General features: G+C 60.3%; 20 protein-coding genes and 1 pseudogene. 10 read left to right on the plus strand and 11 right to left on the minus strand.

Features of this window, described 5'->3' with window-relative positions:
• Nucleotides 1-13 precede the first annotated feature (13 nt).
• The gene (locus FMN63_RS08885; protein WP_148583605.1) at nt 14-499 is read right to left on the minus strand and encodes an SH3 domain-containing protein; all 486 of its coding nucleotides are present in this window, start codon (nt 497-499) and stop codon (nt 14-16) included.
• 201 nt (nt 500-700) lie between these two features.
• Here FMN63_RS08885 and FMN63_RS08890 point away from each other — a divergent pair, with 201 nt between their 5' ends.
• Nucleotides 701-1,183: a hypothetical protein gene (locus FMN63_RS08890; RefSeq protein ID WP_209001026.1), complete on the plus strand. Its 483-nt coding sequence runs from the start codon at nt 701-703 to the stop codon at nt 1,181-1,183.
• A 22-nt stretch (nt 1,184-1,205) separates the two neighbouring features.
• Here FMN63_RS08890 and FMN63_RS08895 read toward each other — a convergent pair whose 3' ends face one another.
• On the minus strand, nt 1,206-1,937 hold the full coding sequence (locus FMN63_RS08895; protein ID WP_148583606.1) for a glycoside hydrolase family 25 protein: 732 nt from the start codon (nt 1,935-1,937) through the stop codon (nt 1,206-1,208).
• Nucleotides 1,938-2,123: 186 nt separating this feature from the next.
• Here FMN63_RS08895 and FMN63_RS08900 point away from each other — a divergent pair, with 186 nt between their 5' ends.
• Together FMN63_RS08900 and xth are read left to right on the plus strand one after the other, a co-directional pair.
• Entirely contained in the window at nt 2,124-3,317 is a 1,194-nt protein-coding gene (locus FMN63_RS08900) for a cation:proton antiporter (RefSeq protein WP_148583607.1), read from the plus strand.
• Between the two features lie 70 nt (nt 3,318-3,387).
• The gene (xth, locus tag FMN63_RS08905) at nt 3,388-4,197 is read left to right on the plus strand and encodes an exodeoxyribonuclease III (protein WP_148583608.1); all 810 of its coding nucleotides are present in this window, start codon (nt 3,388-3,390) and stop codon (nt 4,195-4,197) included.
• Between the two features lie 194 nt (nt 4,198-4,391).
• On the opposite strand, the gene FMN63_RS08910 is transcribed toward xth, so the two are convergent.
• Nucleotides 4,392-5,366: an NADPH:quinone oxidoreductase family protein gene (locus FMN63_RS08910; protein ID WP_148583609.1), complete on the minus strand. Its 975-nt coding sequence runs from the start codon at nt 5,364-5,366 to the stop codon at nt 4,392-4,394.
• A gap of 165 nt (nt 5,367-5,531) precedes the next feature.
• Between FMN63_RS08910 and FMN63_RS08915 the strand changes: the two genes are divergently transcribed.
• The gene (locus tag FMN63_RS08915; RefSeq protein ID WP_148583610.1) at nt 5,532-6,077 is read left to right on the plus strand and encodes an RNA methyltransferase; all 546 of its coding nucleotides are present in this window, start codon (nt 5,532-5,534) and stop codon (nt 6,075-6,077) included.
• 11 nt (nt 6,078-6,088) lie between these two features.
• Here the strand turns inward: FMN63_RS08915 and FMN63_RS08920 are convergent, their stop codons facing one another.
• Nucleotides 6,089-6,661, minus strand: a complete 573-nt coding sequence (locus FMN63_RS08920; RefSeq protein ID WP_148583611.1) for a sigma-70 family RNA polymerase sigma factor — start codon at nt 6,659-6,661, stop codon at nt 6,089-6,091.
• 251 nt (nt 6,662-6,912) lie between these two features.
• Here FMN63_RS08920 and FMN63_RS08925 point away from each other — a divergent pair, with 251 nt between their 5' ends.
• Both FMN63_RS08925 and rlmN read left to right on the plus strand, forming a co-directional pair.
• A complete protein-coding gene (locus tag FMN63_RS08925; RefSeq protein ID WP_148583612.1) occupies nt 6,913-7,422 on the plus strand; it encodes an invasion associated locus B family protein in 510 nt (169 codons plus the stop codon).
• 385 nt (nt 7,423-7,807) lie between these two features.
• Nucleotides 7,808-8,950: pseudogene (gene rlmN, locus FMN63_RS08930) on the plus strand (dual-specificity RNA methyltransferase RlmN); the annotation flags it as partial.
• Nucleotides 8,951-9,079: 129 nt separating this feature from the next.
• Here rlmN and FMN63_RS08935 read toward each other — a convergent pair.
• Entirely contained in the window at nt 9,080-11,266 is a 2,187-nt protein-coding gene (locus tag FMN63_RS08935) for a xanthine dehydrogenase family protein molybdopterin-binding subunit (RefSeq protein WP_148583614.1), read from the minus strand.
• 3 nt (nt 11,267-11,269) lie between these two features.
• Nucleotides 11,270-11,731, minus strand: coding sequence for a (2Fe-2S)-binding protein (locus FMN63_RS08940; RefSeq protein WP_148583615.1), 462 nt, complete (start codon nt 11,729-11,731; stop codon nt 11,270-11,272).
• Nucleotides 11,732-11,911: 180 nt separating this feature from the next.
• On the opposite strand from FMN63_RS08940, the gene FMN63_RS08945 reads away from it, so the two are divergent.
• The 3 genes from FMN63_RS08945 to FMN63_RS08955 all read left to right on the plus strand — a co-directional run bounded on the left by FMN63_RS08945 (nt 11,912) and on the right by FMN63_RS08955 (nt 14,616).
• Nucleotides 11,912-12,532 (plus strand): TetR/AcrR family transcriptional regulator, encoded by a 621-nt coding sequence (locus FMN63_RS08945; RefSeq protein ID WP_148583616.1) that lies wholly within the window; start codon nt 11,912-11,914, stop codon nt 12,530-12,532.
• Between the two features lie 166 nt (nt 12,533-12,698).
• Entirely contained in the window at nt 12,699-13,919 is a 1,221-nt protein-coding gene (locus FMN63_RS08950) for an argininosuccinate synthase (protein ID WP_148583617.1), read from the plus strand.
• 10 nt (nt 13,920-13,929) lie between these two features.
• Entirely contained in the window at nt 13,930-14,616 is a 687-nt protein-coding gene (locus FMN63_RS08955; RefSeq protein ID WP_148583618.1) for a hypothetical protein, read from the plus strand.
• Nucleotides 14,617-14,655: 39 nt separating this feature from the next.
• On the opposite strand, the gene FMN63_RS08960 is transcribed toward FMN63_RS08955, so the two are convergent.
• The 3 genes from FMN63_RS08960 to folP form a co-directional block, all read right to left on the minus strand.
• Nucleotides 14,656-15,957, minus strand: a complete 1,302-nt coding sequence (locus tag FMN63_RS08960) for a glycosyltransferase family 87 protein (RefSeq protein WP_148583619.1) — start codon at nt 15,955-15,957, stop codon at nt 14,656-14,658.
• A gap of 92 nt (nt 15,958-16,049) precedes the next feature.
• Complete coding sequence (folK, locus tag FMN63_RS08965) at nt 16,050-16,565, minus strand: 2-amino-4-hydroxy-6-hydroxymethyldihydropteridine diphosphokinase (protein ID WP_148583620.1); 516 nt, start codon at nt 16,563-16,565, stop codon at nt 16,050-16,052.
• Entirely contained in the window at nt 16,562-17,398 is an 837-nt protein-coding gene (folP, locus tag FMN63_RS08970) for a dihydropteroate synthase (RefSeq protein WP_162855009.1), read from the minus strand. Before folP ends, folK begins: the two co-directional genes overlap by 4 nt.
• 292 nt (nt 17,399-17,690) lie before the next feature.
• Between folP and FMN63_RS08975 the strand changes: the two genes are divergently transcribed.
• Nucleotides 17,691-19,265, plus strand: coding sequence for an alkaline phosphatase D family protein (locus FMN63_RS08975; protein ID WP_148583622.1), 1,575 nt, complete (start codon nt 17,691-17,693; stop codon nt 19,263-19,265).
• 145 nt (nt 19,266-19,410) lie between these two features.
• On the opposite strand, the gene FMN63_RS08980 is transcribed toward FMN63_RS08975, so the two are convergent.
• Both FMN63_RS08980 and FMN63_RS08985 read right to left on the minus strand, forming a co-directional pair.
• The gene (locus FMN63_RS08980; protein ID WP_148583623.1) at nt 19,411-20,622 is read right to left on the minus strand and encodes a multidrug effflux MFS transporter; all 1,212 of its coding nucleotides are present in this window, start codon (nt 20,620-20,622) and stop codon (nt 19,411-19,413) included.
• Entirely contained in the window at nt 20,619-21,080 is a 462-nt protein-coding gene (locus FMN63_RS08985) for a MarR family winged helix-turn-helix transcriptional regulator (RefSeq protein WP_148583624.1), read from the minus strand. Before FMN63_RS08985 ends, FMN63_RS08980 begins: the two co-directional genes overlap by 4 nt.
• Nucleotides 21,081-21,159: the final 79 nt, after the last annotated feature.

Consider the following 21,159-nt stretch of genomic DNA (forward strand, 5'->3'; position numbering starts at 1 on the left):
CCCGGTATGACTCTCAATATGGCTGTATGATAACCGGCCGCGGCGGCGCCTGATAAATCGGGCCCGGAGCGGGAGCGTAGACGGGCCCTGGTGGCGCGTATGGAGGGGCGCGGTTGTAGACCGGCCCGCCCCGATAGGGCGGCGCTCCGCCATAGATCGGGTAATCGCGGTAGTAGCGCTGCACACCCAGGTTGATACCCGCGCTCGGGATCGGCCGGCCGTAATAGATGCCTTCACCGCCATAGCTGAGATACTTGCCCGAAACCCATCCCTTGACGTTGGTAAAGGCGGCATCGCACCAGCGGAAGTCGGCTGTACATCCGAAAACGGTAACGCCGCCTCCGCGCGGCACGGTGGCAAGAACCGGATAGTTGGTTCCCGGTCCGGCACGCATGTTGAGATTGGCCGTCGTATAGGCAATCGCCGGCCGTGATTGCGCGCCCGCCGGCAGCGCCATCATCACGGTCGCGGCAAGTGCCAGCGAAAAACGGATCAACATGGTCGAAACTCCAAAGTTCTACACCCCGATTCACTCAACAAGTGGCTAGCATCGTGGCGAAAGTATAGCGCGACAGGCATCTCGCATCTTTCACACGACAAATGGTGCCCGCTCCACGTTGTATCCGGCTTGCGTCCGATTTGCGTTGGGCAGGCCTTTCAGGCTTGATGGGCGCACAAACAGCCGGGGGGCTTTATGAAAATGAAACGCGTTCAAACTGTTGTGCCTGCCATGGCGCTGTGGCTGGTTGTTACCACGCTTGCGGCAGCCGCCTTTGACGCGCATGCCGGCTATTACTACCCGGAAGCCCAGACCCAGGAGGTTTACATCTCGGATCTTGCGCTGGCTGAAGACACTGGCAAACGCTCGCGCGCCGCATTCGTCAGCGGCCTTGCATCCCAGAATTCCAAGCTGGGTTATCCGCCCGGATATCACTTGTTCGCCAAGGGCACCGAACTGGAAAAACTGATTGTCGTGGCAACGGGAGACGGGCGCTATGACACGTTGTTCAGGCTGCGGGCCCTGCTCGCTTCCCTCACCTCGATGGCCCGCACGACCGACCTGTTCGCACAGTCAAACCAGCCGCAGGACCTGAATTTTCTCGACCTGTGCAAACTGATCGGCTTCACCCAGGTTACGGTCAGCAACGGCAAGGACGTGACGCACCAGATCAAGGTGCGCTGACGCGACCGCGTCCTGCAAGCCGTCAGCGTTTCAGTTTGCCGTTCAGCCAGTCGCGGTATTGCGATTTCGTCCCGAAAAACGCGTTCCGGTCGACGTCGCCCTGCACGCCCGGCACACGGCCCTCAGCCGTATACTGCCAGAACACCCAATCGTTGCGCTGCTCATAGATGTTGTTCGGGAAGCTGGCGACCGAGCGCAGCCAGAACTGCTCGTTCTTGAGCGCGCCGACCAGCCGGTCGCGGTGGAAGTCGACAGAGGAATAGATCACCGGACGCTTGCCGTAATGCCGTTCCATTTCGTCCAGGAAGATCTTCATATCCCGCAGGATTTGAGACCGTCCCGGCCGTTCCCGGCAGGTCTTGGAGTGAGCGTTCCATTCCATGTCCAGCACAAGCGGCAGGGCTTGCGGGTCGACGGGAACGATTTCCTTCACCCAGGAAATCTGTTCTTCGACAGGACGGCAGAAATAATAGAAGTGGTAAGCGCCGCGCGGCATGCCAGCCTGGCGTGCCGCGACCCAGTTGTCGACAAAGCGCGGGTCGACGTGGTCGCCCCCTTCCGTCGCCTTGATCCAGGCAAAGGCGACACCGCCCCGCCTTGCCGCCGCCCAGTCGATATCACCCTGCCAGCGCGACACGTCAATGCCATGCACAGCGTAGTCTTCTGGCGTTGGATCCGGAAAGTCATAAGCTGCACAGGAGCTTAAAAAGATGAACCCGAAAATGGAACAAAACGATTTCGCGATTGCCAGCACAGCGTCCTCGGCAGGGTTAAGAAAGGCTTTAAGTCACCGCACAAAATGACTGGGATTTCCTAACGGAGCGTAGACAAATTCACGATTTCTCCGCGTAAACACGTATCTGTTATCGTGCAGGCAATCGCATAGGGCGGGATTGCGGCGGATCAAAGACATCTGACCCGCTTCAGCCAATGTAGGACCATGGAAATAGCGACCACACTGATCGCCATTGGCGCTCTTCTGCTGCTCGGCATGCTGGCCGACGAAATCGGTCACAGGACGCAATTGCCCCGTGTCACCCTGCTGATCCTGTGCGGACTGGCCGCCGGTCCGGCCTTTCTGGATCTTCTTCCTGAAAATCTGACGCAGCTTTACGAGACCCTGACCGTTCTGGCCCTGTCGATGGTCGCCTTTGTGCTCGGCGGCAAGCTCTCCAGGGTGCATCTGAAGAACAGCGGCAGAGCCGTCACGATCGTCTCGGCCGCCGCCGTGGTATCCACAGCGGTCATCGTCTTTGCAGGCCTTGTCCTGCTCGGTTTTCCGCTGGAACTGGCGCTGATCCTGGCCGCACTGGCCACGGCGACGGACCCGGCCGCCACAAGTGACGTCATCCGCCAGTATCGCGCCAAGGGGCCCTTCACGACCATTTTGTCCGGCATTGTCGCTCTCGACGACATCTGGGGCATTCTGGTGTTCGCCTTCTGCCTCATGGGCGCCCAGGCCCTCATGGGCGGCGACGGCTCGGGCGCGTTGCTGCACGCCGTGTGGGAAATCGTTGGATCGCTGCTGCTTGGTGCGGTCGTTGGACTTCCCGCAGGCTATCTGTCGGGCCGTTTGCAGCCAGGCGACCCGACACTTGCCGAAGCGCTCGGCATTGTTTTCCTGACCGCAGGTCTGGCGCTCTGGCTCGACCTGTCGTTCCTGCTGGCAGGCATTGCCTGCGGTGCCATGGTGGTCAACACGGGACGCCACCATTCCCGGCCATTCTATGAAATCGAACACATCGAATGGCCTTTCATGATCTTCTTTTTCGTGCTTGCCGGAGCGGCGCTGCAACCGGATCTTCTTCTAAAGCTCGGACTTCTGGGGGCTGCCTACGTTCTGCTGCGGCTTGCCGGGCGCCTTGCGGGGGGCTGGCTGGGCGGCAAATTCACCGGCGCTGCCGGAACCGGACAAAGTTATCTCTTCGGCCTGTCGCTGCTGCCTCAGGCGGGGGTCGCGCTCGGCATGGCGCTGGTCGCCGCCGAGGTGCTGCCTCACTTCCGGGACGAAATCCTGACCGTCGCCATCGGATCGACAATCGTGTTCGAGCTGCTCGGACCCGCTGCCACCCAGCTCGCGCTGAAATGGGCCGGCGAAACCGGCAAGGCCGGGACGGACGATCCGGAGCCCTGAAATCGTTTGCACTCGGCGGCCAAATCCGTATGACTTGGCAAATCCCTCAACAAGCCTTGGCAAATTTCCCATGACAGACCGGATCAAACTCGTCACCTGGAACATCAATTCCGTGCGCCTGCGCATGCCGATTGTGGAACAGCTGATCGACGAAGTGTCACCGGACGTGATCTGCCTGCAGGAAACCAAGTGCCCGGACGCCAATTTCCCGGAAAACGCCTTCCGCAAGGCCGGTTACGAACACATGGCCATTCATGGTCAGAAGGGCTACCACGGTGTGGCGACGCTCTCCAGGCTGCCCTTGAGCAACATCGAGAAGCGCGATTTCTGCCAGGTTGGCGACAGCCGCCATGTGGCTGCGGATGTTCCCTTCAACGGCTCCAGCGTCCGCGTGCATAATTTCTATGTTCCGGCAGGCGGCGACGAGCCGGACCGCACGATCAACCCGAAATTCGGCCACAAGCTTGATTTCATGAACGAGATGCTGGGATGGCTGAAAGGCGAGGAAACCGCGAAACCGGCCATTCTGGTCGGCGATCTCAACGTCGCCCCCTACGAGCACGACGTCTGGTCGCACAAGAAGCTTTTGAAGGTCGTCTCGCACACACCGGTCGAAACGGAGCTGTTCGAACAGGTGCGCGAAGCTGGCGGCTGGCTGGACGCCATGCGCCAGTTCACGCCGATGGACGAAAAGCTCTACACTTGGTGGAGCTACCGCGCCAAGGACTGGGCCGCCGCCGACAAGGGCCGCCGCCTCGACCACGTCTGGGTCTCGCAGCCGCTCGCTCCGCACGTGAAGGGCACCACGGTGCTGCGCGACGCACGCGGCTGGGAAAAGCCGTCCGACCACGCCCCGGTGATCGCGGAATTTGCGGTCTGAAGTCAGCCCAAGCAAGCGGCCCATCCTTCGAGACGGACCTTACGGTCCTCCTCAGGATGAGGCTGTGATGATGGCTGTTTTCTAGACCGCCCAAACCACTCCCTCATCCTGAGGAAGCGCAAAGCGCTGTCTCGAAGGATGGGCCACAACAAAAGTCCGCCCCGGACTGACCAAACCTGGCAAGTCCGCGCACCTCAAGGCGTGACGATCACCTTGCCCTGCACCCGGCGCGCAGCGATTTCCTCCAGCGCCTGAGGGGTCTCTTCCAGCTGGTAGACCCCGTGGATATGCGGTTTCAGCTTGCCCTCGCCGACCCAGGTCAGAAGCTCTTTCATGTTGCGGCGGTGGCCATCCGGATCCTTGTCGAGAGCAGCGCCCCAGAAGACGCCACGAATGTCGCAGCCTTTCAGCATGACGATATTGAGCGGGATCTTCGGGATGTCACCCGCGGCAAAGCCGATCACCAGAAACCGCCCCTCCCAGGCCGTTGCCCGTATCGCCTGCTCCGAAAGATCCCCGCCAACCGGGTCGTAGACGACGTCGACACCCTTGCCGCCGGTCAGCTCCTTCAGGGTTTCCTTGAGAGGTTGAGCCGAATAGTTGACCGTCATATGCGCACCGAGCGAGCGGGCGAAGGCGAGTTTTTCCTCCGATGAAGCGCAGGCAATCACCTTAGCCCCCATGATCGCGGCAATTTCCACCGCCGCCTGACCGACGCCGCCCGATGCACCCAGAACGGCAACGGTTTCGCCCGGCTTCAGTCCGGCGCGGTCACGGTAGGCATGCAGCGTGGTGCCGTAGGTCACCGTCAGACCCGCTGCGACTTCAAAGGAAATATCATCCGGCAACGGAACAAGATCAGCCGCGGCAACCACCACTTTTTCCCGCGCCGCGCCCCAGCGCATGTAGCCCATGACCCTGTCACCGGCAGAAACCCCCATGACACCGTCGCCAACCGTTTCGACCACACCGGCAAACTCGGCACTTGGCGAAAACGGCATCTCCGGCTTGTACTGGTACTTGCCCCTGATGATCAGCGTATCGAAGAAATTGAGCGCGCAGGCCTTCACCCGCACCACGACCTCACCCGGTGCGGCAACCGGATCGGCAATCTCTTCGACAACCAGAGCCGAAGGCGGACCGAAGGTTTTGCAAAGACAGGCTTTCACGGCATCCTCATGAGGTTGAACGGGGCAAAGCGCCGGTCGCGCTGCGTTGACGGAGACGTTAGCAAGCCATGCTCAAGTCGGGAATTGGCTTTCCGGATAAGCTCGGAACTTTCAGCTCTGGCGAAAGTCGGCTATGAGGCAGCCAGATCGAAAACGGACGAACTGATGCGCGGATACTTTGCAATCGGGGCCGAGGGCCTCTCCAAACGGATGAACCTGGGCACCTTGATGCGTTCCGCCCATGCGTTCGGCGCCAATTTCTTCTTCACGGTGGATGCCGACCACAAGCTGCGCAAGGCGCCGCCCTCCGACACCTCCAAAAGCCCCGGCCACCTGCCGGTTTTCACCTGGGACAGCGTCGATACCATGGACCTGCCCAGGGGCTGCCAGCTTGTCGGCATCGAGTTGACAGACGAATCGATCGAACTGCCAAGCTTCGGCCACCCGTTACAGGCAGCCTATGTGCTGGGACCCGAGCGCGGGTCCCTGTCGCCGCAGATGCTGGAACGCTGCGACCATGTGGTAAAGATCCCGACCAAATTCTGCATCAACGTTGCCATGGCCGGCGCAATCGTGATGTACGACCGCCACCGGGCCCTCGGCCGCTACGCGGATCGCTCCATCACGGCGGGTGCCCCGAAAATCGAACGGCCGAAGCATGTCAGCGGCGGCCCGGTGATGCGCACGGGCCGCAAGGTTCCGGGAACCTGAGCCGGACGGTATCAGTCCACATCCACGGATGAGTCGGTTTCCAGAAGCTGGCGCAAGCGTCCGAAGGCAAGCCTGATGCGCGATTTGACCGTTCCGAGCGGCAAGCCGGTTTCTTCGGCAATTTCGCTATGCGACTGACCTGAAAAAAATGCCAGGCGAATGACATTCCGCTGTTCGTCAGGGAGCTGCGACAAAGCGGCACGCACGCGGTCTTCCCGCAGCCGGGCATCCATTTCTTCGGCAATATCCGGCAAGGGCGTCGGTTGCAGGGACGGGTCTTCCTGATCCAGCGCGGCGGACTTCTGGCGGCGAATCCTGTCGATCCGCCGGTTGCGGGCGACACGAAACAGCCAGGTGCTGGCATTGGATTTTCTTGGATCGAACAAATCCGCCTTGCGCCACAACGTCATCATCACGTCCTGGGCGACTTCCTCCGCAAGAGCCTCGTCGGCCCCCTGCTTCATGAGATAGCCTTTCAGGCGCGGCGCAAAGTGATCGAACAGCTCAATAAAAGCCGCCCTGTCCCGGTCTTTCGCCACTTTGACAATGAGATCGGAAAAATACTGCACCTGCGCCAAAGACAATCAATCCCCCCTGCCGATACATCTTCTTTAGCAGGTTCGGCATAATTCGAAAGGGGGTCAAGCAGGCCTGCCACACTGTTGCCGCGATTAAACGCAAAGCGGTTAGGTTGGTGCACGCACCGAAAACAGAAAAACAATTGCCGGGCTTCAACCCTTTCGTAACCCGCTTTAAGTTATCATTAAAGCAAGGTTTATATGTCAGACGGCAATTGAACTAAATTTGACGGAAACTCAAATCCAACGGTGTGGAGATGATGAAAGCAAAATCGCTGGTTCTGGCCATCGCAGGTCTTGCCGTTTCGAGTGCAGCGGCTTTCGCACAAACCCCGACACTTCTGAAGCAGCACAAGGACTGGGCGGCCTATGCGCTGACCAGCGGTGGCGGCAAGGTGTGCTACGCGCTCACCAAACCGACCACGTTGCTTCCCGGGGATCGAAATCACGGCGACGTGTTCTTTTTCGTGACCACACGCCCGGCGGAAGGCGTTTCGTCCGAGCCGAGCCTGCTGGTCGGTTATCCTTTCAAGGATAAATCCTCGGTCAGCGTCGATATTGATGGCAAGGGCTTCACGCTCTTCACCAACAATGATGGGGCCTGGGTCGAGAACGCTGCAACCGAAGCGCAACTGGTCGCTGCCATGAAGGCAGGCCGGGAAATGACGGTATCGGGCGAATCCAGCCGCGGTACCAAGACCACCTACAAGTTCTCTCTGTCCGGCGTCACAGCCGCGATCGACGATTCCAACGCTGCCTGCCGCTAACGCGTTCAGGCAGCGGCTTCTCCGGCTTTCCCCTGCATTTGCAGGGCGAAAGGCCGAAGCCGGCAGGTGGTTTCCTCTCAAATTCGACTTTACCCCGGACGAGCTCAACAGCCTTTCCGGGCCATTTTCGTTTGGCCAAAACACCTCTGCATAGCTCCCCTGCACGTCGAGAAACTTGATTTTCGGCGCTTTTTGTGGTGTTAGGTGCGCTTGAATTCAGTCCTGCGAGGCAGGTGCCCGGCGACCGCGTCGTCTTGTTACAAGACGCTCAGACACCTTGCCGGACGAGATTACGGATCACGACATGGCAATTACGCTCGACATCGCGCGGGACAATCCCAACGCGCAAACAGTTTCAGCCGCAGCCGGCGCCGTTCTGCCCGGCGAAGACAAGCCGACGCTGATCGGCCTGTCGCGCGAAGAACTGGGCGAAGCGCTCGGAACCATCGGCGTGCCGCAGAAACAGTGGCGCATGCGTGCGTCCCAGCTCTGGCACTGGCTTTATGTGCGCGGCGTTTCCGACTTTTCGCTGATGACGAATATCGCCAAGGACCTGCGCCAGAAGCTGGCCGAGGCCTTCTCGATTGCCCGCCCGGAAATCGTGTCCGAGCAGATCTCCGTTGACGGCACCCGCAAATGGCTGTTCCGCTTTCCCGCACGCGGCGCCGGCCGCCCTGTGGAGGTTGAAACCGTCTATATTCCCGAAGAAGGTCGCGGCACGCTCTGCGTTTCTTCCCAGGTCGGCTGTACGTTGACCTGCACCTTCTGCCACACGGGCACGCAAAAGATGGTCCGCAATCTGACGGCTGAAGAAATTCTGTCGCAGATCCTGATTGCCCGTGACCGGCTAGGCGATTTTCCGCATGCGGATACCCCTCAGGGCGCCATCGTGCCGTCCGAAGGCCGGCTCGTGACCAACATCGTCATGATGGGCATGGGCGAGCCGCTCTACAATTTCGACAACGTCAAGAAGGCGCTGCTGATCGCGTCCGACGGCGACGGCCTGTCGCTTTCCAAGCGCCGCATCACCCTGTCGACCTCCGGCGTCGTGCCGGACATCTTCCGCACCGGTGAAGAGATCGGCTGCATGCTGGCCATCTCGCTGCATGCGGTCCGTGACGAATTGCGCGACGTGCTGGTGCCAATCAACAAGAAATGGAACATCAAGGAACTGCTTGACGCCTGCCGGCAGTATCCGGGACTGTCCAACGCCAAACGCATCACCTTCGAATATGTGATGCTGAAGGACGTCAACGACAGCAACAAGGACGCGCTGGAGCTTGTGCGCCTGCTCAAGGGCATTCCGGCCAAGATCAACCTGATCCCGTTCAACCCGTGGCCGGGTACCGATTACGAATGCTCCGACTGGGAGCGGATCGAGGAATTCGCCGACATCGTCAACCGCGCCGGGTATGCCTCACCAATCAGAACGCCGCGCGGCCGTGATATCTTCGCCGCCTGCGGCCAGCTGAAATCGGCATCCGAGCGCATGCGCAAGAAGGACCGCGAGGCTCTGGCGGCCTCCTGAGGCCCCTTTCCTCCTGAACGAAAAAACGGCGGCCCCTGGAGCCGCCGTTTTTGGTTGATCAAATAAAATCAAGGCAATCCGAAAAAAGACCGCCCACAGGCGGCCTTTCTCGTTGGCTTTCTCAAAGGCTCAGACCAGACCGGCCTTTGCCAGCGGCAGGCTGGTTGCCCATTCGCCCTTGGCGGCGGCAATCGCGTTGGCGACGGCCGGACCGATCGGCGGGGTGCCAGGTTCCCCGATACCGGTTGGCGCTTCGTTCGAGGAAACGATATGAACCTCGATCTCCGGCATGTCGGACATCCGGAGCGGCTCGTAGGTGTCGAAGTTGGTTTCTTCGACAACCCCGTCCGCAAGCGTCACCTGATTGCGCAGGATAGCACCAAGACCGTAGCCGATGCCGCCTTCGACCTGCGCCCGGATATTGTCCGGGTTGATCGGCGTGCCGCAGTCGACCGCCGCCGTCACCTTTTCCACCTTCACTGTGCCGTCGTCGCGGAACGAGACTTCCGCAACTTCCGCCACGTAGGAGCCGAAGGACTTGTGCACGGCGACGCCGCGATGACGCCCCTCGGGCAGCGGGGTGTCCCACCCGGCCTTTTCGGCAGCCAGCTTCAAAACGCCCACCTTGCGCGGATCGTCCTTGATCATCTCAAGACGATAGGCAACCGGGTCCTTGCCGGCTTCCTTGGCCAGGCGGTCGACCATGGTTTCCATGACATAGGCCGTGTGGGTATGCCCTACCGAGCGCCACCACAGCACCGGCACCTGCGTTTCCTGGAAGGACTGGTCCATGTTCATGAGCGGAAACGCATAGGTGGTGTCATGCGCGCCTTCTGTCATGTTGTGGTCGACACCATCCTTCATCAGCATGGCTTCGAAAGGCGTTCCCTTGACGATGGACTTGGCCGCGATGTTGTACTTGAACGCCGTCACGTTGCCTTGCTCGTCAAGCCCGACCCGCAGCCGGTGAGCCGACATCGGACGGTAGTAACCGCCCGCCATGTCGTCCTCACGCGTCCAGACGATCTTCACCGGAGCCGGCGCCATGCCAGCAGCCTGCATGGCCTTGGCCAGCGTGGTGATTTCCACGACGGGATGCGCATCGGCCTGGGCCCGGCGCCCGAAAGACCCGCCTGCCCACAGGGTGTTGATCTTGACCTTCTCGAACGGAATGCCGAGCACGGTGGCCGCCACGTTATGGTCGATGGTCGGGATCTGGGAAGCGAACCAGAATTCCGCTGTTTCACCGTCGAACATCATGGCGATATCCAGCGGCTCCATGGCACCATGGGCCAGGAACGGGAAGTCGTATTCCGCTTCGATGACCCTGGCAGAGGCTTCCAGCGCCGCATCGAAGTCGCCGTCCTCGCGAACCTTCACACCCGGTTTGGTGGTCATGTCCTTGAGGTCTGCGATCATCGCATCGCTGGACCGGGTCTCGGCCTCGGCGTCGTCCCACTCGATCTCAAGCAGGGACCGGCCCTTGATCGCCGGCCAGGTCGACTTTGCTATCACCGCGACCCCGTTCGGGATCTGCAGCACATTGACGACACCCGGCACCTTCTTGGCTTCGGCGGCGTCGAACGACTTCACCTTGCCGCCAAAGCGGGGCGAGCGGGCAACGACGGCAACCAGCAGATCGTCGCGCTGGAAATCCATCGTATAGGTCTTCGGCGCCCCCACGGTCTTGTTCTTGACGTCAAGACGCGGGAAGGACTTGCCGATATAGACCCACTGGTCCGGTGTCTTAAGCACAGGTTCTGCCGGAACGTCCTCGTTGGCGGCAAGACCCGCCAGCTCACCCAGGGTCGCGGACTTGTCCGAACCATGGGAAACGACGCCACCCGACACGGTGATCTCACCAGCCGGCACACCCCATTCCTTTGCTGCAGCAGCAACGATCATCGCCTTTGCTGCGGCACCTGCCTGACGGTACTGCATGAAGGAGTTCGCCATGGCCGTAGAGCCGCCGGTGCCCTGAACGCCGAACAGCGTGTTGGCATAGACCTGCGGATTGGACGGAGCGAATTCAACGCGAACCTGCTCCCAGGAGGCGTCGAGCTCATCGGCGACCAGGGTGCTCAGACCGCTGGCCGTCCCCTGCCCCATGTCGAAGTGCTTGGAAATCACCACGACCGTGTTGTCCGGACGGATATGAACGAACGGCTGGATGAACTCGCCCTCAGCGGCCAATGCGGCCGAGCGCGGCAGGTTCATGGCAAGCACGAGACCGCCGACGGCACCGGCAGATATCTTCAGGAAGCTGCGCCGGGTCGGCGTCACGGCTGCCAGCGGTTGTTGCAAGAGATGCAGCATGGCTCAGGCCTCCATCTTGTCTGAGGCAAGGTGGATGGCCTTGCGGATCCGGGCATAGGTGGCACAACGGCACACGTTACCGTCCATGGCGGCGTCGATGTCCTCGTCGGTCGGCTTGGGTGTTTCGGCAAGCAGGGCCGTCGCGGCCATGATCTGGCCGGACTGGCAATAACCACATTGCGGCACGTCCAGCTCGTTCCAGGCGGCCTGCACGGCGGTTGCCGCCTTGCTGTCGATGCCTTCGATTGTCGTGATTTCGGCACCTTCAAGGTCACCGACGAACGTCTGGCAGGAGCGGATCGGGACCCCGTCCCAGTGAACCGTGCAGGCACCGCAAGAGGCGATGCCGCAACCGAACTTCGTCCCCGTCATTCCCAGTTCGTCTCGCAAAGCCCACAACAGGGGACTCTCGGGATCTGCGTCGAGCGTGCGCGTTTCCCCGTTGATTTTTAATGTCACTGACATGAGGAGGCGTCTCCTTTGGCTGGCCAAATCTGGCTAAAGGAAGTAAACTACACCGTGCAGTTTAGTTCGTAACCGCACATCTGTAAACGCCAGAGTTTACATAGGGCGCGAATTTTGGGATTAAAGAGGCGGGGGCCTGTCAACCGGCAGATAATGCAACGGGGTCTATATGAGTAGATAATGTCCGTATCGGATCAGAAGAAGAAGCAGATCGTTCAGGCTGCAATCGCAGAGTTTCAGGAAAAGGGTTACGCCGGAGCCAGCATGGACCGGATTTCCGAGCGAGCCCACGTTTCCAAGCGCACGGTCTACAATCACTTTGAAAGCAAGGACGTGCTTTTCAAGGAGATCAACCAGTGCCTTGCCGACCAGATCAACTCGGCACTTGAAGTCTCCTACGACCCGGCAGCCCCCATTCGCGACGCCCTGGTGCGCCTGGGCTGGGCGGAAGGCGAGCTCATGATCAACCCTTGCTTCATGAGCCTGGCCCGTATGGTCATGAGCGAAACGATCCGCGATCCGGCCCTTGCCGCCGATATGGACAGCCGCATGACCAAGATCTCCGTCTTTACAGAGTTCATGGAACGCGCCACCCGCGAAGGCAAGCTCACCGCCACCGATCCGGCCCTGGCCGCAAGCCAGTTTCTTGGGCTGATCAAGGCCCATTCCTTCTATCCCAACATCCACAGCGGCCGGGTGACCACCCGCCTCGAGATGGAACGGATCATTGAGGAAAGCGTCGACATGTTCCTGGCCCGATACGGCGCCAAGCCAACCGCGCAAACGGTCGCAGCACGGTAACGGACGTCCGCCGGAAATCTCCGATATGACAGATCGACACGCGTAGACCCAAACGCGACGAAATGAGTGCATTCCAGGGCTTGCGCCGTCCAGAGAACCGGCTAAATTGCCGCAAATTTTCATCGGCGGGCAACCGCCAGGAACAGCGAACTGGATTTTTCCCAAAATGGCGCATGGTGACATCAAAAAAGTCGTGCTGGCCTATTCCGGCGGCCTCGACACCTCCATCATCCTGAAATGGCTGCAGACCGAACTGGGCTGCGAAGTGGTGACATTCACTGCCGATCTCGGCCAGGGCGAGGAACTGGAGCCGGCGCGCAAGAAAGCCGAAATGCTCGGCATCAAGGAAATCTACATCGACGACCTGCGCGAGGAATTCATCCGCGACTTCGTCTTCCCGATGTTCCGCGCCAATGCCGTCTATGAAGGCGTTTACCTGCTCGGCACCTCCATCGCCCGGCCGCTGATCTCCAAACGCCTGATCGAGATTGCCGAGGAAACCGGCGCCGACGCCATCGCACACGGCGCAACCGGCAAGGGCAACGACCAGGTTCGTTTCGAACTCTCCGCCTACGCCCTGAACCCGGATATCAAGGTGATCGCCCCCTGGCGCGACTGGAGCTTCAAATCCCGGACGGACCTTCTGGAATTCGCCGAACAGAACCAGATCCCGGTTCCAAAAGACAAGCTCGGCGAAGCTCCGTTCTCTGTCGACGCCAACATGCTGCACTCCTCTTCGGAAGGCAAAGTGCTGGAAGACCCGGCCGAGGAAGCACCGAACTACGTGTTCCAGCGCACGGTTGACCCAACTGAGGCTCCCGACGAAGTCACCTACATCGAAATCGGCTTCGAAAAGGGCGACGCCGTCTCCCTCAACGGCGAGAAAATGTCTCCGGCAACCCTCTTTGCCAAACTCAACGACTATGGCCGCGACAACGGCATCGGCCGCCTCGATTTGGTCGAGAACCGCTTCGTCGGCATGAAGAGCCGCGGTATCTATGAGACGCCGGGTGGCACCATCCTTCTGACGGCGCACCGCGCCATGGAATCCATCACGCTTGACCGCGGTGCATCGCACCTGAAGGACGAGCTGATGCCGCGCTACGCCGAGCTGATCTACAACGGCTTCTGGTTCTCTCCGGAACGCGAGATGCTGCAGGCCCTGATCGACAAGAGCCAGGAACATGTCACCGGCTCCGTCAAGCTGAAGCTCTACAAGGGCAACGTCATCCTCGTCGGCCGGTCCTCGCCCTATTCGCTCTATTCCGAAGAGCTGGTCACCTTCGAGGACGACCAGGGCGCTTACGATCAGAAGGACGCTGCCGGCTTCATCAAGTTGAACGCCCTGCGCCTGCGCACCCTCGCCAAGCGCAACCGGATCGGCTGAGATCTCTGACATGAACAGACCGGTGGCAGCAAACCTCGAACAGGACATTGCTGCCGCCGGTTTTTTGTTGCTCGGCGGCTTTGCCCCGGACGGCTCCGTTGCCGTCCCGCCTCTTGCCGGCGGCAAGCAGGCTCGAATCCTTCTGCTCATCGGAAGCACCGGACCATCAATCTGGCCGCACCTGACGGCAAGTCCGGAATACAGGAGCGGCCAAGCGGACCCGCTTGACCGCTACACGCGGCGCGCACTTCTGGAGATTGCCGAGGCATCCGGCTACGAACCGGTGTTTCCGTTCGAAGGCCCGCCCTATTACCCCTTCCAGCAATGGGCGATGAAATGCGGCGGCTTCTCCCAAAGCCCCCTCGGCGTTCTGGCGCATCACGACTACGGGCCCTGGAGTGGTTTCCGCGCAGCGTTTCTGAGCAGTGAACCACTATGGACGGGAACATCTGACGGTCTGCCCGGCCCCTGCGAGACCTGCGAGGACAAACCCTGTATCGCCACCTGCCCGGCAGAGGCCCTGTCGCTGGAAACCGGCTACGACGTTCCTGCCTGCCGGACGCACCTTTCTGAAGACAGGATGCAGGCCTGCTGGACCGGCTGCCTTGCCCGCCGAGCCTGTCCTGTCGGCCGTGACCATAGCCAGGCCCCGGACAATGCCCGATTCCACATGGAGAGCTTTATCGGACTTTGTTAGAGCCAGCCGACGGAGTAGCCCGGATTTGGAGCTCTGGCCCTATGGTGCGTGCACCATTGGCTTCTGACATCCAGCGACTCTGCCTGCTGATGGGGCGGTCCTGAAGCAGGAACAGGCGAGCGCCAGAACCAGAACAGCCAGGAACAAAATCGAACCTGAGAAGTAGAACGCCGCGGTGGCGTCATACTTTTCGGCAATGTCGTGCAGGACAGGCGCGGACCAGAGCAGCCCGGCGGCGGCCTGAAGGGCCACCGGCCAATGAGGTCTGACCTTGACCAGCAGAAGCAGGGCCATCGCGTAGATCAACCAGTCGTAGAACAGGAAAGACGGTGCCGCCAGGCACATTGCCAGCAGGCAGAAGGCCACCGCCTCTTCCCTCGGGCGACGGCGGGCAAAGAACCAGACAGCCACCGCAAAAGCCGGCATGACGAGCAGTTGCAATGCCTTCCTGAGGTCGGGTTGCACGCCGAATTTTCCGACAGAATTCCCGACCGTTATCATCATGTTGTGCAGCGCCTCGAACTGGACCGCATGCACACCACTTGACAGGGACGTAAAGAATGCCTGCCAGACCTCGAGGCCGTAGACAGCGACGGACAGCGCCGCCAGCCCACAGGTTCCGAGCGCGGCGACAGCGAAGGCACGCCAATCCCGATTGGCTGCAAGGAAGACGGGCACCAGAACGCCGTACTGCGGCTTTATCGTGAGCACAGCCAGAGCGAGCCCCGTCAGCACTGGCCGCGTCCGGCTAAACAGCAGGGCGAACAGAAGCAGGAAAGTCGTGATTGGAGCAAGTTGCAAAAGCTGAAACGAATAGAAAGCCCCGCTCGACAGAAGCACGAAGACATAGGGCCACAGACCGAGCTTGAGCCGGATCATGTGAACGGACATCAGCAGGCAAAAAACACTCAGCACCATAAAGGCGGCTTTCGCCCCCGGATAACCTAGGTACGTGAGCGGTTCGAAGAACAGAAAGGCATGAGGAGGGTTCAGGAAGAACAGGAATTTGTTGCTCTCTGAAAATGCCTCCGTGAACCTGTAGTAATCGTAGGCATCGGACGCAATGCCAAGCCGCGCCATCTCGCCAGCATGGTAGAAGGCGGCGAAATCCTCGTTTTCCGCAACACCGACACTTTGCGCGAAGGTAAATGCGCCGCCGTCGTCGTAAAGCCAGGATGCAAGGAGAAGCAGTGAAGTGGAAAGCAGAATGAATACGAAAAGTGGCCCGGCAAAGCGGGTACTCAGATCCTCCGACCTGAGCATTCCCAGATAGAACTGTCTGACCTTGCCAATCACAACCTTGCCCCCTGCAACGACATGCCGACTGTAAATGGAGGACATGAAGTGCGCCCCGCTTGCGACAGTTTAGGACGTGTTTGGTTGAAATTTTCCAAAGGAAGCGGGATTAGGACCGCCGCATACGCATCAACAAATCACCCGTCCAGCCTCACAACCCCCTCCTGATCCGGACAGCTTTCCAGTGCCTCCATCGCGGTGCGGCCGTCGCCGAGGGGGGCGTCGGGCCAGATTTCGGCGAGCGGGATCAGAACGAAGGCGCGGTCGCCCATGCGCGGGTGCGGGATTTCGAGGTTGTTTTCGGCAACCCTTTGCAGGCCATAGATCAGAACATCGATATCCAGTGTCCGCGGTCCCCAGCGCACATCGCGCACCCGACCCAGTTCGGCCTCGATCTCCAGGCATCGCTGCAACAAGGCCTGCGGGCTCAGGCTGGTATCGATCACCGCGCAGCAATTGCGGAAATCGTCCTGCGGCACCGGGCCCCAGGGCGGCGTCCTGTAGTCGGAGGAGCGGGACACCAGCATGATGCCGGATGTCGCCTCCAGGCGGCGGATGGCTTCGTCCAGATTGGCCTTCGGATCTCCAAGGTTGGATCCAAGCCCGAGCGCACAGCGGGTCGGGGCATCGGCCATCGCACTTTCAGCATTCATTCGACAGGGTTCCGTTCCAGGCGGGTTGCCTCGATCATACGCGCGCAATCGGCATGTGGACTTACGTCATGCGTCCGCACGATGGCAGCGCCCTTCAACATGGCCGTCATGTGGACGGCAACGGATCCGAACAGCCGGTCCTCCGTCTCCGCTTCCAGCACGGCCCCGATCATGCGCTTGCGCGACGCGCCAGCCAAAAGCGGCAGACCGTGTTTCCTAAGCGTTTCGAAGCGGTTCAGGACAATGAAATTCTGATCGATGGTCTTGCCGAAACCAAAGCCAGGATCAAGAATCTGTTTTTCCCGCGCAATCCCGGCCTTTTCCGCCAGGTCCATCGAGGTTTCGAAGAACCGGTCGATGTCCGAAAGAATGTCCAGTCCGGCATCGGCGGCAAGACGGTTATGCATCATGACCACATGCACGCCTGCCTCGGCAACGACGTCCGCCATCGCCGGATCTTTTTGCAGACCCCACACATCATTGACGATGAGTGCCCCTGCCGCGCAAGCCCGGCGCGCGATCTCCGCCTTGTAGGTGTCGATAGAGACCGGCGTGCCCATTGCGATCACCTGATCCAGGATCGGATCGAGCCGCGACCACTCCAGATCCAGCGGCACCGGCTCCGAACCCGGCCGCGTGCTTTCGCCGCCGACATCCAGTATATCGGCGCCTTCCAGAATCATTTCCTGCGCGCGCTTCAAGGCGGCATCCGCATTGGCGTGGCGCCCACCATCGGAAAAGGAATCCGGGGTCACATTCAGGATCCCCATCACGTGGGGACGTTGGCTTCCAGCGTCGAAACGCGGCGGTTCATAGGCTGTCGGGCTCGGCATCATGGCGTCCTTTTGACGGTCAGGCACGTGTTTGGCCCGTCTGACACCGACGGTCAAGCGGCACCAATGCGACCTCGCCCTGCCTTGCCCCATCGCAGGGCTGTGGACGATCACGATTTGGAAGCAATTTGGAGGTTCAATCGTTCCGTAGCGGTTTTCGGCAATCCGGACACACCGTCATCAAAAATTCGGGAAACGGTCTTGGAACGGACATGCGTCTGTCACGGAGCTTCAGCACCAGATGTTTCGCCAAGGGACTCGCCCTCGCGGTCCCCAGCCACGGAGCTTGAAAATGTCTTCAAAAGTTTCTCGACGCAATTTCCTGAAATCGTCTGCTGCCACCGGTCTGGTGCTGGCTTCACCCCTGGCCATGCCTGGCCTGTCCCGCGCCGCCTCGCGCCCGCAGATCACCCATGGCCTGCAATCCGGCGACGTTGACGGCAATTCCGGCATGATCTGGGCCCGCTCGGACCGCCCCGCCAGAATGCTTGTGGAAGTCGACACCACCGGCGCTTTCGAGTCCCCGCGCCGGCTCGCCCCGATCAATGCGCTTCCCGATTCGGATTTCGCCGTCAAACGGCTCATTGAAAATCTTCCGTCCGATCAGGACATCTTCTACCGCGTCGCCTTTGCCGACCTGAACGACGTCAATGCGGTGTCCGAGCCGATGACCGGCCGATTCCGCACGGCGCCCGCCTCCCGCCGAAACATCCGCTTCGCCTGGTCTGGCGACACTGTCGGCCAGGGCTGGGGCATCGATACCGACCGCGGCGGTCTGAAGACCTACGCCACCATGGCAAAGCATCAGCCGGACTTCTTCATCCACTCCGGCGACACGATTTATGCCGATGGCCCGGTGAAGGAAACCGTCGAGCTGAAGGACGGGACCGTCTGGAAGAACATCGTCACGGAAGAAAAATCCAAGGTTGCCGAAACGCTGGACGAATATCGCGGCCAGTGGAAATACAACCTTCTGGACGAGAACCTCAAGGCGTTCAACGCGGAAGTTCCGACGTTCTTCCAGTGGGACGACCATGAAGTCGTCAACAACTGGTCTTCCTCCAAGGATCTCCTGTCCGACGACCGTTACAGCGAAAAGAACATCCACCTGCTGGCCGCCCGTGCAGGTCGGGCTTTCCACGAACTGACCCCGATCCGCTACACACCGGCTGAACCGGGCCGCGTCTACCGCAAGATCGCCTATGGTCCGCTGCTGGACGTGTTCTTCCTGGATCTGCGCTCCTATCGCGGTCCAAACGGCGCTTCGATGGAAGACAGCATGACGCCGGCTTCTCGCATCCTTGGCGCCGAGCAACTTGCCTGGCTGAAGCGTGAACTGCTGAATTCCAAAGCCACCTGGAAGGTCATCGCCTGCGACATGCCCATCGGCCTGATCGTCTGGGACAACTGGAAAGAGCAGGAAGGTGCCGAAGCAGTTGCCAACGGCGATCACGGCGCTCCGAAAGGCCGCGAACTGGAATTCGCCGATCTGCTGCGCTTCATCAAGACGGCCGACATCGACAACATCGTCTGGCTGACGGCCGATGTGCACTATACGGCGGCGCATTACTACAATCCGGACAAGGCCCAGTTCCAGGACTTCAAGCCCTTCTGGGAATTCGTCTCCGGCCCGATCCACGCCGGCACTTTCGGCCCGAACGAACTCGACATGACCTTCGGCCCGGAACTGAAATACATCAAGGCTCCGACTGCCGAACAGGGCGCCAACCTGCCCCCGTCCATGGGACTGCAGTTCTTCGGCCTGGTCGACATTAACGGCCAGAGCGAACAGCTCACCGTCCGCCTGATGGATCGTGACGACGTCGAACTGCACACCGTCACGCTGGATCCGGTTCGCAAGGCCTGATCTGAGTTTTTCAGACAAAAGAGCGGGCCGGGAAACCGGCCCGTTTGATTTTTCCACTCTCCCAGCCAGCCGCGCCGTTTCCGCAGCCTCCGGCAAGGACGGAAAGGGATCGGAAGATAAGGGCGACGGGAAGCGACCCGCGCGTCTACTCCGCTGCCGCCGGCTGGCGGATCTGGCTGCGCAGGAACAGATGAAAAATGATGCCGACGATGGGCATGCCCGGCAGAATGAAGGCGAGGCCAAGGATCGGTTCGCCAAGCGCGGCAATTGCCAGGCTGGCGACGATGCCGCCGCCGAACTGAAGGAAGCCGAGCATGGAAGACGCCGAGCCGGCAATATGCGGGAAAGGCGCCATGGAGTCGGTAAAGCTGGCCGGCAGAACCAGGGCCAGCGAGAATGTGAACAGCGCCACCGGCCCCATCACCGTCAGGATTGTCGGCTCATGGGTCAGCGTGACGTAACACATCAGTGCCGATGCCACGACCCACAGAGAGAGACCCCAGGGCACCAGCTTGCGCGCTTCGAAGTAGCGCAGCAGACGGCCGGTCAAAATGGTGCCTGCGATGAATGAACCCGACTGGATGATCATGGTCAGCCCGAAGGCGGACGGTGTCAGGCCGACTTCATAGATCAGGATGAAGGGCAGAACGGTCGCGAGCGCATAAAGATTGCCGAGCCCAAAACCGATGAGAAGACTTGGCGCGAGGAACCTCGGGTCCTTCAGCAAGGTCATATAATTGACCGCAAGTTGCCGCGGATTGAGGTGATGCTTGCCCGGCTTTGGATTGGTTTCGACCTGGAACACAAGCACGGCAACCATGAGCAGGGCGCCGTAGATCACCATGCACCAGAACACTTCCTGCCAGCCGAACAGCTCCAGCACGATGCCGCCGATGGTGGGCGAGATCGCCGGACCGAGCGCCAGCATCATCGCAATCGTATTCATGATCTTGGCGGAAGCCTGACCGGTAAACTGGTCGCGAACGATGGCGCGCGACACCGCGATACCAACCGCAGCGCCGACACCCTGAAGCGCCCGGGCGAACACCATAAATTCGACAGTTGGCGAGAAAGTCGCCAGCACGCTGGAGACGAGATACAGGACCAGGAAGGCAATCGTGACCGGTTTGCGTCCGAAAGCGTCGGTCAGCGGCCCGCAGACGAGCTGCGTGACGGCAAAACCGGCAAAATAGGCCGTGAGGGTAAGCTTGACCGCTGAATCGGTGGTGCCGAAAGCTTCGACGAGGGCCGGCATGGCCGGTGTGTAAAGCGCCATTGAAATGGGGCCGATGGCAACGAGCCCGGCCCCAAGCAGTGAAGTGCGTCTTGCGCTCATGATAGAGCTATCGGCAGTCATTTCTGTTTCCCTTTGGAAACCTCCTGCAGCAGGCTGTCCTTCATCGTCTGCAGAAGTGCTTCCAGTATCGGTCCTTGATCCGCGGGAATGCCCTCAAGCGCCTTTGAGCGCACTTGCTGAAGGGCAGCCCCAATTCTGTCAAGCAACGGATCGGCCAACGGCGTCAGCTCGATTATCTTGGCCCGGCGGTCTTTCGGGTCCTGGCAACGTTTGATCAATCCGGCTTTTTCGAGCGTGTCGAGATAACCGACAAGGGTCATCGGCTCGACGTACATTGCATCTGCCAGAACGGCTTGCCGTTGACCTGGAAGACGCCAAACATAAAACAGCGTACGCGCTTCTCCGGCAGTCAGACCAGTGTCAACCTTGGATAATTCCGCTTCGAAGTTCCGCCGCAACAACCGCGCCAGATCAACAACCAGCATGGTAACACCGACATTCGGAGTTGGAAGTGCCATCGCCGCCCCATTTTAGTAAGGTTACCTTACGAATACGGCTCTTCTGGAAGCTCTGTCAATGCGTAGATGTGACATTGCA

The sequence above is a fragment of the Stappia sp. BW2 genome (assembly GCF_008107695.1).
GTDB lineage: Bacteria > Pseudomonadota > Alphaproteobacteria > Rhizobiales > Stappiaceae > Roseibium.

What these genes read in the sequence shown, in the direction of transcription:
- FMN63_RS08885 (WP_148583605.1), bottom strand. Translation starts at nt 499, where the DNA reads ATGTTGATCCGTTTTTCGCTGGCACTTGCCGCGACCGTGATGATGGCG.
- FMN63_RS08890 (WP_209001026.1), top strand. Translation starts at nt 701, where the DNA reads ATGAAACGCGTTCAAACTGTTGTGCCTGCCATGGCGCTGTGGCTGGTT.
- FMN63_RS08900 (WP_148583607.1), top strand. Translation starts at nt 2,124, where the DNA reads ATGGAAATAGCGACCACACTGATCGCCATTGGCGCTCTTCTGCTGCTC.
- xth (WP_148583608.1), top strand. Translation starts at nt 3,388, where the DNA reads ATGACAGACCGGATCAAACTCGTCACCTGGAACATCAATTCCGTGCGC.
- FMN63_RS08915 (WP_148583610.1), top strand. Translation starts at nt 5,532, where the DNA reads ATGCGCGGATACTTTGCAATCGGGGCCGAGGGCCTCTCCAAACGGATG.
- FMN63_RS08925 (WP_148583612.1), top strand. Translation starts at nt 6,913, where the DNA reads ATGATGAAAGCAAAATCGCTGGTTCTGGCCATCGCAGGTCTTGCCGTT.
- FMN63_RS08935 (WP_148583614.1), bottom strand. Translation starts at nt 11,266, where the DNA reads ATGCTGCATCTCTTGCAACAACCGCTGGCAGCCGTGACGCCGACCCGG.
- FMN63_RS08940 (WP_148583615.1), bottom strand. Translation starts at nt 11,731, where the DNA reads ATGTCAGTGACATTAAAAATCAACGGGGAAACGCGCACGCTCGACGCA.
- FMN63_RS08945 (WP_148583616.1), top strand. Translation starts at nt 11,912, where the DNA reads ATGTCCGTATCGGATCAGAAGAAGAAGCAGATCGTTCAGGCTGCAATC.
- FMN63_RS08950 (WP_148583617.1), top strand. Translation starts at nt 12,699, where the DNA reads ATGGCGCATGGTGACATCAAAAAAGTCGTGCTGGCCTATTCCGGCGGC.
- FMN63_RS08955 (WP_148583618.1), top strand. Translation starts at nt 13,930, where the DNA reads ATGAACAGACCGGTGGCAGCAAACCTCGAACAGGACATTGCTGCCGCC.
- FMN63_RS08960 (WP_148583619.1), bottom strand. Translation starts at nt 15,957, where the DNA reads ATGTCCTCCATTTACAGTCGGCATGTCGTTGCAGGGGGCAAGGTTGTG.
- folK (WP_148583620.1), bottom strand. Translation starts at nt 16,565, where the DNA reads ATGAATGCTGAAAGTGCGATGGCCGATGCCCCGACCCGCTGTGCGCTC.
- folP (WP_162855009.1), bottom strand. Translation starts at nt 17,398, where the DNA reads ATGCCGAGCCCGACAGCCTATGAACCGCCGCGTTTCGACGCTGGAAGC.
- FMN63_RS08975 (WP_148583622.1), top strand. Translation starts at nt 17,691, where the DNA reads ATGTCTTCAAAAGTTTCTCGACGCAATTTCCTGAAATCGTCTGCTGCC.
- FMN63_RS08980 (WP_148583623.1), bottom strand. Translation starts at nt 20,622, where the DNA reads ATGACTGCCGATAGCTCTATCATGAGCGCAAGACGCACTTCACTGCTT.
- FMN63_RS08985 (WP_148583624.1), bottom strand. Translation starts at nt 21,080, where the DNA reads ATGGCACTTCCAACTCCGAATGTCGGTGTTACCATGCTGGTTGTTGAT.